This window comes from Octadecabacter ascidiaceicola, assembly GCF_900185015.1.
GTDB classification, from domain to species: domain Bacteria; phylum Pseudomonadota; class Alphaproteobacteria; order Rhodobacterales; family Rhodobacteraceae; genus Octadecabacter; species Octadecabacter ascidiaceicola.
This window is the reverse complement of the sequence record NZ_FXYD01000001.1, coordinates 211,955-226,110: the sequence shown is the minus strand read 5'-3', so window position 1 is coordinate 226,110 and position 14,156 is coordinate 211,955. Positions and strand designations below refer to the sequence as shown.

The window sequence follows — 14,156 nt, the reverse complement described above, 5'->3', positions numbered from 1 at the left end:
ATTTGTCCACAAACCACGCGTAAAACACTGCCAACCAGACAACTGTTTCGGATTTGACGCTAAAATGGATACGATGATCTCAAATACAGGCAAGACGCGCTTTTTGTTCGGCACCTTCACGAATGTTGACACCGCACCTGTATTTCACGGCGCCGTCGTTTATGGCACTGACCTGCGCTATGATCCTGAAACCAATCTACCCATTGCTGGCACCGTCGCCCGTATCGAGGTCCAGTCCCGCTCCACGACCTCAGTTCTAACCACCCACGCCACCTACCCTGACATCAACACGCCAGTCACCGACCTGAACGCCGCCTTTGCGGATGCTCAGGCCCCTTGGTTTGATGCAACAGAGGTTCTGCCGTCGGTTGTCATCGACGACACCGCACCGCTTGATCTGAACGTCGAACTCGACCCTGCGGAACTGGAAGAACTGGTGTCCGGCAAGAATCCTCTGCACCTGAAAACTGGCGAAGTCTTCAGCGCACATGAACTCAGCGGAATTTTTGCGGATGACGCAGCTAAATCCCAGAAAAGACAGCGCGCCCGTACCAAAAAGCGAAACGCACGGCGCAAAGCGCGCACTACAAACGTCCACGTCTTGAACGCGACATTTGAAAACGCCGCGACGTCCAACTTCAGCGATCTGGACATTGAAGCCTTGGAAAACGAACTGCGGGTCGGCGCAGTTTAATCCATTCCCCAAACATTCTATCGCCCTGTGTCGTTAAGCATTCTTAACGCCCGATTCTGGTGATTCCCGCACGCCATTCGCGCGGCGTGAAATCATAATTCTGAAAACGCCGCTCGCCCTTAAAAAATGGGCAGAAAAAAACCCCAGCCGAAGCTGGGGTTAAGTTATTGAGGCAGGTTTCATACAGGCAAGAAACCTATCGAGCAGTGCCCTTCTTATAAGCAATTGCCCGCCCGCGTCCAAGCTAAAAGTTTGAAAAGGTTTGTTTCCACCTCTAACGTGACCCCAAGAACAGATTCATTGAACCGGGGAGCGGGACCAAAATGACCACAGGATTATTCACAAGGCTGGGTGCCACATTGCGCACAACCGCGCTTGCAATGGCGACCACCGCACTTGCGACCTTCGCCAGCGCCGAGGCCACACATGGCATAGCTATGTATGGGGACCCTGCTCTACCCCTAGATTTTGCGCATTTGCCCTATGCCAACCCTGACGCGCCAACCGGCGGTGCAATCATCACAGCCAACGTCGGATCCTTTGACAGCCTCAATCCGTTCATCGTCAAAGGCTCGGTTCATTGGCAGCTTCGTTTCTTAATGGGCGAAAGTCTGATGGGCCGCTCATTGGACGAGCCTTTTTCGCTTTACGGCCTTCTCGCCGAATCGGTTGAGACCGCTGAAGACCGCTCATGGGTCGAATTTACCCTCCGCCCAGAGGCCCGATTCTCTGACGGCTCTCCCGTGACGGTCGAAGACGTGATCTGGTCTTATGAAACCCTCGGCACCGTTGGCCACCCACGCTACCACGGCTTCTTTAACAAAGTGGACAGCATCGAAGCAGTCGGCGAACGCGGTGTGCGGTTCAATTTCAACGAAGAAGACCGCGAATTGGCGCTTCTGGCGGGGCTGCGCCCAATTTTGCAGAAATCCCAATGGGAAGGCCTCGACTTCGCTGAATCCGGCCTCGATGTGATCCCCGTCACGTCGTCGCCGTACATCATCACCGACTTTGAAGCCGGTCGTCATATCGAGATGACCCGCAACCCCGACTATTGGGGCGCGGACGTCGTGCCGTTTGTGAACGGGCTTTATAACCTCGACACGATCCGTATGGAGTTCTTTGGCGACGAAACCGCTGCGTTTGAGGCGTTCAAAGTGGGCGAAATCAATTCAAACCGTGAATTCAACGTCGCCAAATGGGACAGCCAGTATGATTTCGCGCTGATGCAGTCCGGCGACTTTGTGCGCTCTATCCTGCCGCACTCGCGCCCATCTGGGATCACAGGCTTCGTGATGAACACCCGTTTGCCGCAGTTTGAAGACATCCGCGTGCGCGATGCGATGATCCACGCGTTTAACTTTGAATTCATCAACGACACGATGACAGGCGGCGCGCAGCCCCGCATCACGTCGTATTTCTCAAACTCGCCACTGGCGATGCAAGAAGGCCCCGCCACGGGCCGCGTGTTGGAAATGCTTGAACCTTTCGCGGATCAAATCCCTGCCGATGCCATTACCGGCTACGCCCTGCCCGTTTCTGACGGATCCGAGCGCAACCGCGCCAACATCGGCGCTGCCCTCGATCTGATGGAACAGGCGGGCTACACCGTTCAGAACGGCGTGATGGCGAATGCTGACGGCGAAGCGTTTACCTTTGAAATCCTGCTCAAATCGGGCTCAAGCGAAAACCAGTCCATAGTGGATATGTTTGTCGAAAGCCTTAGCCGCCTTGGCATCACGCCGACGATCACCGTCGTCGACAACGCGCAATATTCCGAACGCACGGATGTCTATGATTTCGGCATGACCTACTACCGCCGCGGTCTGTCCCTGTCCCCGGGTAACGAGCAATACCTCTACTGGGGCATTGAAGGGGCTGACGTCGAAGGCGGTCGTAATCTGATGGGCGTTAAGTCCGAAGCGATTGACGCAATGATCGACCACTTGCTGACATCCCCCAGCCAAGACGACTTCCTCGCGGCAACTCGCGGCCTCGACCGTTTACTGACCTCAGGGCGCTACGTGATCCCGATCTATCAGTGGAACATCAGCCGCATCGCCCATGACAAAAACCTGCACTACCCCGAAACCATGCCGATCTTCGGCGATTGGCCCGGTTGGCAGCCAGATGTCTGGTGGTATGACGAAGGATAAGGGGCCCTATCCCTCAGTTCGATAACTATGCCGGCCCCAATTGGAGCCGGCATTTTACTTCAAATTCGCGGGCCGGAATGGGTACCAGAGAAACATTTCTAATTCGCAATTACCCCACTTAACCTGAGACCCAACATCTTAGTTTTACACCCAATGTGGCCATACTCTGATACTCCACTCCCTTGTCACACGGCTGTTACATTTTCCACCTAACGAGGCCCCATGAATATACTCGTCCTCTGCACCGGTAACTCGGCTCGCTCGATCCTTTTGGAATCCATCTTTAACCGCGACAGCAACGGGCGCTTTACGGCCTATTCTGCAGGCTCGACCCCGTCAGGAAAAGTGCACCCGCAATCGCTGAAACTACTGGCTGAAAAGGGCTACCCGATTGATGGGCTGTCTTCGCAAAGCTGGGATGATTTCGCAGGCCCAGATGCGCCGCAGATGGATATCGTGATTACAGTCTGTGACAGTGCCGCCGCCGAAACCTGCCCGCTGTGGCCGCGCACAGGGAATAACCCGCCCGTGCAGGCCCATTGGGGCATTCCCGACCCCGCCGCAGCCGCAGAACCCGATTGGACCGAGGCTTTTGAGACAGCCTACAAAGCGCTGTCCGCAAAAGCCGCTGCATTGATGGCCCTAACGATTGAAGATATGGATCGTGCAGACCTACAAACCGCACTGAACAAGATTGCAGACGTATGACCGCCCAAAAACTCGTTGCTGAAGGCCTCGGCACTGCGCTCCTTTTGATTGGTGTTGTTGGCTCCGGCATCATGGCGCAATCCTTAACGGATGACATTGCGCTTGCGCTGTTGGCGAACGCCATTGCGACGGGTTGTACGCTGTATTTCATCATCACGATCCTTGGCCCCGTATCCGGTGCGCATTTCAACCCAATCGTCACGCTGGCCTTTGCGTTGAAGGGCGAACACCCTTGGCGGCTGGTCGCGGGCTACATCCCCGTGCAAATCATCAGTGGCATCGCAGGTGTTTGGCTGTGCCACATTATGTTTGACCTGTCCTTTATCCAGACGTCCTCAACGGCGCGTACGGGGGCAAACCAATGGGTGTCTGAAATCTTCGCGACCTTCGGTTTGTTACTGGTCATTTTTGGCGGATTGCGCAGCCGACCGGACACGGTGCCAACCCTCGTGGCGATCTATATTACGGGTGCGTATTGGTTCACGTCTTCAACCAGCTTCGCCAACCCTGCGGTTACAGTCGCGCGGGCCTTTACGGACACGTTTGCGGGTATCAATCCGGCGCATGTTGCGGCGTTTATCGTGGCGCAATTCATTGGCCTTGCTATTGCGCTGCCGATGATCCGCTTGCTGTTTTCGCACAACGAAGACGACCAGACTTAATAACTCCTCAACCTTAATACGCTTTGGTGTGACCACACCCGAAACGTCATTGAGAGGTATTTCATGTCTTGGACCCAAGCGCGCGCGCTTTGGCCGCAGCTGTCAGCATCGCTTTGCCAACGCTTTCGCCATTTGAACCCGACAGCCATGGCCCGTTTTCGCGGGGATCGTGCCAAGTTGAACCTGTATCTTGCACAAACCCATGACCTAACCCTCGCTGAGGCAGCACAGGCCCTCGATGATTGGTTGGCGTTTTCGATTGCGACACCGGATTTGCAAGCCGCCGCATAGGCCGGAGATTACGCCGCTTGCGCCTGCCCATGTGACTAAGATACCGCTTGGACATGACGCACGATCCTGTTCCTTCCCCCTTCAATATGGCCGCCCATGTTCTGACGCGTGCGGCGGATGATCCGACCAAAACCGCACTCTCCATCCTAGGGCCTGACACCACCCAAGACTGGAGCTACGGGCAAATCGAATCCGCCATTCGTGGTGCAGCAACGGGGCTGTTGGAAACAGGATTGAATGAAGGCGACCGCGTCTTGCTGCGCCTTGGGAATACGCCTGACTTTCCAATCGCATTTCTGGCCTGCATCGCGGTGGGTCTGATCCCTGTGCCGACGTCATCCCAACTTACCGTGGCCGAAATCACGGCGATGGCAGCGGGCCTATCCCCAAAAGCAATCATCGCAGGCGATGCCATCACCCTGCCCGATCACGCCGCCCCCGTGATCGACACTGCGACGTTTGAAAGCTTCTACACGCGACCCGCGGCACAATTCGTGATAGGTGACCCAAACCGCGTGGCCTACATCATCTACACGTCCGGCACATCTGGCACGCCGCGCGGCGTGGTCCATGCGCACCGTGCGATCTGGGCGCGTCGGATGATGCATGACGGTTGGTACGGGCTCACACGTGATGACCGCGTACTGCACGCGGGCGCTTTCAACTGGACCTACACGCTCGGCACAGGCTTGATGGACCCGTGGACCGTGGGCGCAACGGCCCTGATCCCTGAGGTTGGCACAGCCGCGCGCGATCTTCTAACGCTCATGCACAAACACAAAGCAACAATTTTTGCCGCCGCCCCAGGCGTTTACCGCCAACTCCTAAAGTCACCGATCGCCCCAATCCCGACCCTGCGGCACGGGTTGTCTGCTGGCGAAAAGCTCCCCGATACCACACGCGATGCTTGGACAACCGCCACAAGCACGCCGATCTATGAAGCCTTCGGCATGTCCGAATGCTCAACCTTTATCTCAGGTTGCCCAAGCACCCCCGCTGACGCAGGATCGCTCGGGCAACCGCAACCCGGCCGGCGCATAGCTTTGCTTGCTAAGGACGGGATATTGGGCGACCAAGGCCAAATCGCCGTGCACAACGCCGACCCCGGCCTTATGCTGGGGTACTTTAACGCGCCTAAAGACACCGCAAACCGTTTCAGTGGTGACTGGTTCCTCACTGGCGATATTGGCCAACGCCTGCCATCCGGCGCGATCCGCTATGAAGGGCGTGTGGATGATATGATGAATGCAGGCGGCTACCGTGTTTCCCCGATCGAGGTCGAAACCGCCCTCGCCCTACACCCTGACGTAAACGAAGTCGCCGCCGTTGCCTTACCGATCAAAAAAGATGTCACTGTCATTGCCGCCTTTTACACCAGCGCGGATGTGATAGACGAAGATGAACTGGCTGCGCACTGCGCCAAACACCTCGCCCGCTACAAAGCTCCGCGCCTATTCGTGCGCAAAGACACCTTACCGCGTGGTGCCAACAATAAACTCCTGCGCCGCGCGCTCAGGTCGCAATGGGAGACCGAAAATGGTCAAACTTGATATCATGTCCGATCCGATTTGCCCGTGGTGCTACATCGGTAAATCCAATCTGGATCGCGCGCTGGAACAGGTTCCGGACCACCCGTTCACAATCGAATGGCACCCGTTTCAGCTGAACCCGGCCATGCCACCCGAAGGCATGGACCGTCGAGCCTACCTTGAAGGCAAATTTGGCGGCAAAGACGGCGCGGTTCAGGCCTATGCGCCTGTCGTTCAGGCAGCCGAAGCTGCTGGTCTGAAGATCGACTTTGAAGGCATGAAGCGCACGCCAAACACGATGAATGCACACCGCCTCATCCACTGGGCGGGCATTGAACAGCGTCAGGCCTTCGTGGTGCAACGCCTGTTTGAAGCCTACTTTCGCGACGCACGCGACATTGGCGATGTTGAGGTCCTCGCGGATATTGCCGACAGCTGTGAAATGGATGCGGGTATTGTCGCGAAACTCCTCGCATCAGACGCGGACCTTGATGATTTGCAAAAACGCGATCAGCACTCACGCGAAATGGGGGTCACTTCGGTCCCGACATTCATCATCGCCAACCAGCATGCGGTTCCGGGCGCCCAACCAACTGAAATGTGGCTGAAAGTTATGGGCGAAATCATGGAGCAGATTGAGGCTAGCACATGAGCCGCGAAATCATCTTATACTTGTTTGGAACGCTCGTGACGATCGTCGCTGGCGGCACAGTCTTCTTTCACTTTGTTGAGGGTTGGAGCTGGCTCGACTCGTATTTCTTTACCGTCGTCACCCTTTCAACCGTTGGCTACGGATCACTGGTTCCGGTCACGGCGGTGGGGAAAATCGGCACAACCGTGCTGATCTTCTTTGGCCTCATCGTTGTCGCCGCTGTCATTCAACAGATCGGGAGCTTTACGCTGAAAAATCGCATCAAAGCCCGCGAAGCTTTGCTTGAGGCACGCCACCGCGCCGCAGAAGCCGAAAAACGCGCGAATGCCGCCCTTGAAAAAGGGCCCGACGCATGACCTCTGCCCCAAAGGCGCGGCGAACCGCGCCAACCAAAGCACTTGGCCAAGTTGAATTTGTGGCCCTCATCGCGATGCTGACAGCCAGCATCGCGTTTTCGATTGATGCGATGTTGCCCGCCCTTCCCGATATCGGCGAGGATCTTTCGCCTGACAACCTCAACCGTGCGCAGCTGATCATCACCAGCTTTGTCCTCGGAATGGGAATCGGGACGTTTTTCACGGGCCCGCTGGCTGACCGGTTCGGGCGCAAAAATGTAATTGCGTGGGGTGCTGTGATCTATGTCGGCGCCACGATCATTGGATACTTCACATCCTCCCTTGAAACTATGCTTGCAGCTCGACTGCTCATGGGGCTTGGGGCGGCGGCACCGCGCGTGGCGGCTGTCGCAATTATGCGCGATCTTTACTCTGGGCGTGAAATGGCGCGCATCATGTCCTTTGTGATGCTGGTGTTTTCCCTCGTTCCCGCCCTCGCGCCGACCTTGGGTGCCGGTATCATCGCGCTGTCGAACTGGCGGGTTTTGTTTTTGGCCTTCGCCATTTTCATGAGCCTCATGACCCTTTGGATGATGCTGCGCCAACCTGAAACCCTTGATCCAGAAAACCGTCGCCCGCTCAGCCTTGCAAACCTGATATCCGCCGCCGTTGAAGTGTTTTCGCACCCGACTGTGCGTCTCGCGACGTTCGTGCAAACCCTCAGCATGGCGATGCTGTTTTCATTGCTCAGCACCACCCAGCAAGTGTTTGATCTAACATATGGACAGGGCGAAACGTTCCACTACTGGTTCGGCGGCATCGCCATTCTCGCGTCATCTGCATCCTTGGTGAATGCGCGGTTGGTCGGCCGTTTGGGGATGCGCCCGATCATCAAAGCAATGTTCATCGCACAAATTCTGATCTCGCTTGCGATGCTTGCCGTAATGTCCCTCGGCCTGCCAAACCAAATCGAATTACTGTTTTACGCGTTTTGGAACGTGTCGGTATTCTTTCAAGCTGGCCTGACGTTGGGCAATCTGAACGCGCTCGCACTTGAACCGATGGGCCATATCGCAGGCTCGGCGGCCTCTATCATCACAGCCATCGCCACTGTCGGAGCTGTGATCGTCGCGATTCCCATTGGCCTGAGCTTCAACGGAACAGCCCTGCCCCTCACCCTTGGCGTCTTGATTTGCGCCAGCCTCGCACTTTGGCTGACGACAATGATCCGTCGCGATAGCGATTAAGGGAATGCGCCTGCGGCGGGCGGGGGGCGCACCTTCGGTGCGCTAAAAGTGGGGCGCTGCCCCCGGCACTACGCGCCTCCCCCGGGATATTTATGAAACAGAGGCAAGGGCTTAGGTCTTTGCCTTTGCTGCCTTCACCTTTGCGGCCAGATCACGAGCGATGTTGAACGCGCCTTGGATTTTTTCGCGGTCTGACTTCCAGTCGCGTTGCAGAACGATCTTGTTGTCCTTCACCTTGGCTGTTCCACGTTCATCCTCGATAAATTCAACGAGACCCTTGGGTGACGCGAATTTGTCATTGTGGAACCGCAGCACGGCACCTTTTGGCCCGGCATCCAGCTGGCTAATCCCTGCCCGCTTACACATCGCCTTGATCCGCACGACCAGCATCAGCGTGTTGACCTCTTTGGGCAGCTTACCAAAACGGTCGATCAGTTCGGCGGCGAAGCCTTCCAATTCGACCTTCGTGGTGAGTTCAGACAGGCGACGATACAGTCCAAGGCGCACATCCAAATCAGGCACGTAGTCTTCGGGGATCAGCACCGGCACGCCAAGGTTAATCTGCGGTGCCCATTGGCCATCGTCTACCAGCGTGACTTCGCCGGACTTAATCTTGGCGATCTGTTCTTCCAACATGGACTGATACAGTTCATAACCAACTTCGCGCATTTGGCCGGACTGTTCTTCACCCAACAGGTTCCCCGCCCCGCGAATGTCCAAGTCCTGCGACGCCAGCGTAAACCCTGCCCCGAGGCTGTCGATTGACCCAAGCACACGCAAACGTTTCTCCGCCTGCGGCGTCAGCTTTTGGCGTGGTTTATAGGTCAAATACGCATAGGCACGGGTTTTAGACCGCCCGACCCGGCCGCGAATTTGATAGAGCTGCGCAAGGCCGAACATGTCCGCACGGTGCACGATCATCGTGTTCGCCGTCGGAATATCGAGGCCGGATTCCACAATCGTCGTCGCCAGCAACACGTCATATTTACCGTCATAAAACGCGTTCATGCGGTCGTCTAGCTCACCCGCCGCCATCTGCCCGCTTGCCGTGACATAGCGCACCTCCGGCACTTCGCGTTTCAGGAAATCCTCAATCTCAGCGAGATCAGTAATGCGCGGCACCACAAAAAACGACTGCCCACCACGATAATGTTCGCGCAGCAACGCTTCTCGGATGGTGACGGTGTCGAATTCACTGACGTAGGTGCGAATGGCAAGGCGGTCCACTGGCGGCGTGCCGATAATGCTCAGCTCCCGCACACCGGACAGCGACAATTGCAACGTTCGCGGGATCGGCGTGGCCGTCAGCGTCAGCACGTGAATATCCGTGCGCATCTGTTTTAGGCGTTCTTTATGCTGCACGCCAAAATGCTGTTCCTCGTCGATCACCAACAACCCGAGGTTCTTGAACCGAATGGATTTCGCCAACAACGCATGGGTGCCGATAACGATATCGACTGTGCCCTTGGTGATGCCATCACGCGTAAGCGCGGCTTCTTTTGCACTCACAAAGCGCGATAAGGTCCTGACGTTAATCGGAAAACCTCGGAAACGTTCGGCGAATCCTTTGTAATGCTGTCGCGCCAACAATGTGGTCGGCGCAACGATTGCCACCTGAACACCAGACATCGCCGCAACAAATGCCGCGCGGATTGCAACTTCGGTCTTACCAAAGCCCACGTCGCCGCACACCAAACGATCCATCGGCAAGCCGGACCCGAGGTCTTCCAACACGTCCTCGATCGCCTGCAATTGATCGTCGGTTTCCGCATAGGGGAACCGCGCAAGGAACTGATCCCACATACCATCGGGCGGTGTTAGCGCAGGTGCAGTGCGCAACGCACGTTCGGCTGCCACGCGGATCAGACGCTCCGCCATCTCGCGGATACGTTCCTTCAGCTTGGCCTTTTTCGCCTGCCACGCGCCGCCACCCAGCTTGTCGAGCAAGCCAACTTCATGGCCATAACGCGACAACAGTTCGATGTTTTCAACCGGTAGGTAAAGCTTTGAATTTTCAGCGTATTCCAAAAGCAGGCATTCGTGCGCCGCCCCTGCTGCCGTGACAACCTCAAGCCCCAGATAGCGCCCGACACCGTGGTCCACGTGGACCACCAGATCATTCGGGCTCAGGCTTTGGGTTTCCGTCAGGAAGTTCTCAGCGCGGCGCTTCTTTTTGGTTTGGCGAATCAGACGGTCGCCCAGAACGTCCTGTTCAGACACCACTGTCAGGCCTTTGGCCTCAAACCCGTGTTCAAGCGCCCAGACGGCCAGATGAAGGCCCGTTTTACCAACGCGAGAGAAATCAGTCACAGGGATCGTTTCGGCAATCCCCTCGTCCTCAATCAGGCCCATAAGTCGTTCGCGCGCGCCCTCGGAATAGGAGGCAACGACGACAGGGCCTTCTTGTAATTTTGCTTTAAGATGTTGCGCCAAAGCACCGAAAAGACTTACACTTTCCTGCTGGCGTTCGGGTGAAAAATTGCGCCCGATGCGCCCGCCCGCGTCGATAACATTGGGGCCGGACGGCAACGGCAGCGCGCCGAATTGCAGCACGCGAAATCCAGCCAATGCTGCGTCCCACGCAGGGCCGTCCAGATACAATCCATCCGGCTTGGCAGGCTTATAGACGGAATCCATCCGCCCCTTAGCCTGCATCGCCTCGCGCCGTGCATCGTATTGGTCGTCAATTGACTCCCACCGCGCTGTGCGCATGGCGGCGTTTTGTTCATCCAGCGTGATCGTCGCGCCCTGCACATAGTCAAAAAGCGTGTCGAGCTTCTCATGAAAGAACCCCATCCAGTGTTCAACGCCGGCATGTTTCTTGCCCGCGGACACCGCTTCATACAGCGGGTCATCAGACCCAGCCGCGCCAAATTCCAAACGGTACGTCTGCCTGAACCGCGTTATCGCAGCTTCGTCCAGAATAACTTCAGACACGGGCGCGAGCTCAACCACATCCAGTTTTTCGGTGGTGCGTTGTGTCGCCGGATCAAAACGTCGCGCGCCGTCCAGATCGTCGCCAAACAGGTCTAGACGCACAGGGCCAACCTGCCCGGGTGGGTAGATATCAATGATGCCGCCACGAACCGCATAATCACCCGGTTCCATCACCGTCGGGCTTTGCACAAACCCCATGCGCACCAAAAACGCCTTCAACGCCGGTTCATCAATGCGCGAGCCAACCCGCGCAGTGAACGCAGCTTCGCGCAGAACGGATCGTGCAGGCACCTTTTGCGTCGCTGCGTTCAGGGTGGTCAGCAAGATAAAGCGTTCCGGCATCCCATGGGCCAAGCCCGCCAGCACCGCCATACGCGCGGCCGACACATCAGCGTTGGGCGACACGCGGTCATAGGGCAAACAATCCCAGCCTGGAAACACGATCACAGGCATATCTGGCGCAAAGAACGCCAGCGCCGCGCGGGTCGCTTCAAGGCGTTTGTCATCACGACAAACATGCACAACCGCGCCCTTCTCGGCCTCGGCCAAGATCAAACGGGCGTCAAAGCCTTCCGGTGCGCCAGAAACAGTAATGTGGGATGAATTTGTCATAGCGTGCGACCTATCGCGCGGGCTGCCCAAGTCAACCGCTTAGAATCCGGGACCAACTGCCAAGTTCTGATACATGCCAAACATCGCGGTGATGAAGATCGAAATCATGCCGATGAACTGCGTAATTACGCGATGTTTTGAAAGCCGTGCATAAAGCGCCTCACCTTCGGGCTGCTGTTCCGCGATCACCTTGGCGGTGGACAGGCTAAACGCGCCGACCAACGTCATCGGGAAGGCAAGCAAGAACACCGCCTGCGCGAATTCCACATCATAGAAAAACGCCATAATGCCCAGTGACGTTAGGAAAAATGACAAGAACGCCAACAGAACCAACCCCGACACCTGCCCGATATAAAGCAAGCGATTCACATTGATCCGCACCATGTCGTGCAAGTCCACCTCAGCCTGCCCGCCAATCTTGCGGGCCTTCTGGATCATGTCGAACGGCACGCCCAACACCCAATGGCTAACAGACGACCAGACAACAGCCAGCGCAATCCAGAACCAAAGGTTGCTGAACGAACGCATGTCGATCACTTCAAAAAGGGTATTTGTCCAGTTCACGGGGTTTGGCAGCCTCTCTATTTCGTCGCAACCTAGCCGCGTGATGCGACAATGCCTAGCCTTGTGATGCGGTGAATTTCATGGCACCCAAATGGTGTGACCTGAAAGGCCCTGTTATGACGCAACCTCCCTTCCCAAACACCCGCCTGCGTCGCCTACGTGCGACCCCAGCTTTGCGCTCCATGGTGCGTGAAAACGCGCTATCGCCAAGCGATTTCATCTGGCCGGTGTTCGTTATGGACGGAACCGACGCCAGTGAACCCGTGGCCTCTATGCCTGGTGTGATGCGCCACACGGTTGATCGCATCGGTGCCGCCGCGAAAGAGGCCTACGCCCTCGGCATTCCCGCGATCTGCGTTTTTCCCTATACTGGGATGGAGCAACGCACCGAAGATTGTGCCCTTGCGTGGTCCCCCGACAACGTCGCCAATCGCGCCATTCGCGCCATCAAAGACGCCGTGCCAGACATAGCCGTGATGACGGACATTGCGCTGGACCCCTATAATATCAACGGCCATGACGGGTTTGTTGAGAACGGCCAAATCATCAACGACCGTACCGTTGAGGCGCTGGTTAAAATGGCGCTGACGCAGGCAGACTGCGGTGCTGATATCCTCGGCCCGTCTGACATGATGGACGGTCGCGTTGGCGCGATCCGCACTGCGCTCGAATCCGCAAAGCATCAGAATGTCACGATCCTCAGCTATACCGCGAAATACGCCTCGGCGTTTTATGGCCCATTCCGTGATGCGGTTGGCGCGTCTTCTGCGCTGACGGGGGACAAGAACACCTATCAAATGGACCCTGCCAATTCGGACGAAGCCATGCGCCTTGTCGCGCGTGACCTGTCCGAGGGCGCGGATATGATCATGGTCAAACCGGGCATGCCCTACCTTGATATCGTCCGCCGCGTGAAAACTGAATTCGGCGTTCCGACATTTGCTTACCAAGTGTCCGGCGAATACGCGATGATCCAAGCGGCCGCGCAAAACGGATGGCTTGATCATGATGCAGTGATGATGGAATCGCTGATGGGCTTCAAACGCGCAGGCTGCGACGGGGTGCTGACCTACTTCGCCCCAGCTGCGGCCAAACTGCTAAACGGCTAATTCTCGCCACCCCAAATCTAGCTGCTGACAGGGCGCGAATTACCGCCTATAGTTTGCCCCATAACGGGGACAAACCCCGATCCTATAGGCACGAGGCAGTTATGACCCTACTCACAAGACGCAATTTTGCGCTTTCCGCGCTTGCATCAACAACGTTGTCCGCATGTGGCAATGGTATTGGCGGCAATGGCGCCGCTGTTATCGACAGTCGCGTCGATAGCACGCTGGCATTTATGTATAACAACTATTCTGGAACACGTGACCTCGCCAACAAGGCCAGTGGCATGTTGGTGATGCCAGTCGTTACCGAAGCCGGGCTTGGGCTTGGCGGGTCCTTCGGACGTGGTGCCCTGCGCATTGGCAATTCAACGGTAGATTACTACTCCGCAACATCAGCGAGTGCGGGTCTGCAAATTGGCGGCCAACAGTATTCGACTGTTCTGTTCTTCATGACGCAGGACGCGCTTGTCGATTTCCGCCGCGCGAACGGTTGGGCCGCTGGCGCAGATATCGAATACGCGCTGCAAGATACGGGCGAATCCATTCGTGCAGAAACCACGACTTCCCTCGCCCCTGTGATTGCTGTGGTGTTTGCACAGGCGGGTTTCCGTGCTGGTGCAACGATTGAAGGCACCAAATACACGCGCATCATCCCATAAA

The 14,156-nt window shown here is 56.7% G+C and carries 13 protein-coding genes; 11 read left to right on the top strand and 2 right to left on the bottom strand.

The genetic code is table 11. From position 1 onward, the window contains the following. Positions 1-64: 64 nt before the first annotated feature. The 9 genes from OCA8868_RS01115 (at position 65) to OCA8868_RS01075 (ending at position 8,274) form a co-directional block, all read left to right on the top strand. Entirely contained in the window at positions 65-694 is a 630-nt protein-coding gene (locus OCA8868_RS01115; RefSeq protein WP_093994718.1) for a hypothetical protein, read from the top strand. A 323-nt stretch (positions 695-1,017) separates the two neighbouring features. After that, the gene (locus OCA8868_RS01110) at positions 1,018-2,850 is read left to right on the top strand and encodes an extracellular solute-binding protein (protein ID WP_093994717.1); all 1,833 of its coding nucleotides are present in this window, start codon (positions 1,018-1,020) and stop codon (positions 2,848-2,850) included. Positions 2,851-3,072: 222 nt separating this feature from the next. After that, positions 3,073-3,558 (top strand): arsenate reductase ArsC, encoded by a 486-nt coding sequence (locus tag OCA8868_RS01105; RefSeq protein WP_093994716.1) that lies wholly within the window; start codon positions 3,073-3,075, stop codon positions 3,556-3,558. Then, complete coding sequence (locus OCA8868_RS01100; RefSeq protein WP_093994715.1) at positions 3,555-4,220, top strand: aquaporin; 666 nt, start codon at positions 3,555-3,557, stop codon at positions 4,218-4,220. Before OCA8868_RS01105 ends, OCA8868_RS01100 begins: the two co-directional genes overlap by 4 nt. Positions 4,221-4,283: 63 nt before the next feature. Beyond that, positions 4,284-4,511 carry a hypothetical protein gene (locus OCA8868_RS01095; protein WP_093994714.1) on the top strand — a complete coding sequence of 76 codons (228 nt, stop codon included), beginning with the start codon at positions 4,284-4,286 and terminating at the stop codon, positions 4,509-4,511. A gap of 53 nt (positions 4,512-4,564) precedes the next feature. Continuing rightward, positions 4,565-6,061, top strand: coding sequence for a class I adenylate-forming enzyme family protein (locus OCA8868_RS01090; protein ID WP_093994713.1), 1,497 nt, complete (start codon positions 4,565-4,567; stop codon positions 6,059-6,061). Further along, positions 6,048-6,692 (top strand): DsbA family oxidoreductase, encoded by a 645-nt coding sequence (locus OCA8868_RS01085; protein WP_093994712.1) that lies wholly within the window; start codon positions 6,048-6,050, stop codon positions 6,690-6,692. Before OCA8868_RS01090 ends, OCA8868_RS01085 begins: the two co-directional genes overlap by 14 nt. Then, positions 6,689-7,048 (top strand): potassium channel family protein, encoded by a 360-nt coding sequence (locus OCA8868_RS01080; protein ID WP_093994711.1) that lies wholly within the window; start codon positions 6,689-6,691, stop codon positions 7,046-7,048. The genes OCA8868_RS01085 and OCA8868_RS01080 overlap by 4 nt, the downstream gene beginning before the upstream one ends. After that, a complete protein-coding gene (locus tag OCA8868_RS01075; RefSeq protein WP_093994710.1) occupies positions 7,045-8,274 on the top strand; it encodes a multidrug effflux MFS transporter in 1,230 nt (409 codons plus the stop codon). The genes OCA8868_RS01080 and OCA8868_RS01075 overlap by 4 nt, the downstream gene beginning before the upstream one ends. Positions 8,275-8,385: 111 nt before the next feature. Here the strand turns inward: OCA8868_RS01075 and mfd are convergent, their stop codons facing one another. Both mfd and OCA8868_RS01065 read right to left on the bottom strand, forming a co-directional pair. After that, a complete protein-coding gene (gene mfd / locus OCA8868_RS01070; RefSeq protein WP_093994709.1) occupies positions 8,386-11,823 on the bottom strand; it encodes a transcription-repair coupling factor in 3,438 nt (1,145 codons plus the stop codon). A 39-nt stretch (positions 11,824-11,862) separates the two neighbouring features. Further along, a complete protein-coding gene (locus OCA8868_RS01065) occupies positions 11,863-12,387 on the bottom strand; it encodes a component of SufBCD complex (protein ID WP_179214740.1) in 525 nt (174 codons plus the stop codon). 116 nt (positions 12,388-12,503) lie between these two features. Here OCA8868_RS01065 and hemB point away from each other — a divergent pair, with 116 nt between their 5' ends. Together hemB and OCA8868_RS01055 are read left to right on the top strand one after the other, a co-directional pair. Next, a complete protein-coding gene (gene hemB, locus OCA8868_RS01060) occupies positions 12,504-13,496 on the top strand; it encodes a porphobilinogen synthase (RefSeq protein ID WP_093995463.1) in 993 nt (330 codons plus the stop codon). A 101-nt stretch (positions 13,497-13,597) separates the two neighbouring features. Next, positions 13,598-14,155, top strand: a complete 558-nt coding sequence (locus tag OCA8868_RS01055; RefSeq protein ID WP_093994708.1) for a lipid-binding SYLF domain-containing protein — start codon at positions 13,598-13,600, stop codon at positions 14,153-14,155. Position 14,156: the final 1 nt, after the last annotated feature.

Bases quoted from the DNA above. Each gene is read 5' to 3' on its own strand.
- OCA8868_RS01115 (WP_093994718.1), top strand. From the start codon at position 65: ATGGATACGATGATCTCAAATACAGGCAAGACGCGCTTTTTGTTCGGC.
- mfd (WP_093994709.1), bottom strand. From the start codon at position 11,823: ATGACAAATTCATCCCACATTACTGTTTCTGGCGCACCGGAAGGCTTT.
- OCA8868_RS01090 (WP_093994713.1), top strand. From the start codon at position 4,565: ATGACGCACGATCCTGTTCCTTCCCCCTTCAATATGGCCGCCCATGTT.
- OCA8868_RS01055 (WP_093994708.1), top strand. From the start codon at position 13,598: ATGACCCTACTCACAAGACGCAATTTTGCGCTTTCCGCGCTTGCATCA.
- OCA8868_RS01080 (WP_093994711.1), top strand. From the start codon at position 6,689: ATGAGCCGCGAAATCATCTTATACTTGTTTGGAACGCTCGTGACGATC.
- OCA8868_RS01095 (WP_093994714.1), top strand. From the start codon at position 4,284: ATGTCTTGGACCCAAGCGCGCGCGCTTTGGCCGCAGCTGTCAGCATCG.
- OCA8868_RS01100 (WP_093994715.1), top strand. From the start codon at position 3,555: ATGACCGCCCAAAAACTCGTTGCTGAAGGCCTCGGCACTGCGCTCCTT.
- OCA8868_RS01085 (WP_093994712.1), top strand. From the start codon at position 6,048: ATGGTCAAACTTGATATCATGTCCGATCCGATTTGCCCGTGGTGCTAC.
- hemB (WP_093995463.1), top strand. From the start codon at position 12,504: ATGACGCAACCTCCCTTCCCAAACACCCGCCTGCGTCGCCTACGTGCG.
- OCA8868_RS01075 (WP_093994710.1), top strand. From the start codon at position 7,045: ATGACCTCTGCCCCAAAGGCGCGGCGAACCGCGCCAACCAAAGCACTT.
- OCA8868_RS01105 (WP_093994716.1), top strand. From the start codon at position 3,073: ATGAATATACTCGTCCTCTGCACCGGTAACTCGGCTCGCTCGATCCTT.
- OCA8868_RS01110 (WP_093994717.1), top strand. From the start codon at position 1,018: ATGACCACAGGATTATTCACAAGGCTGGGTGCCACATTGCGCACAACC.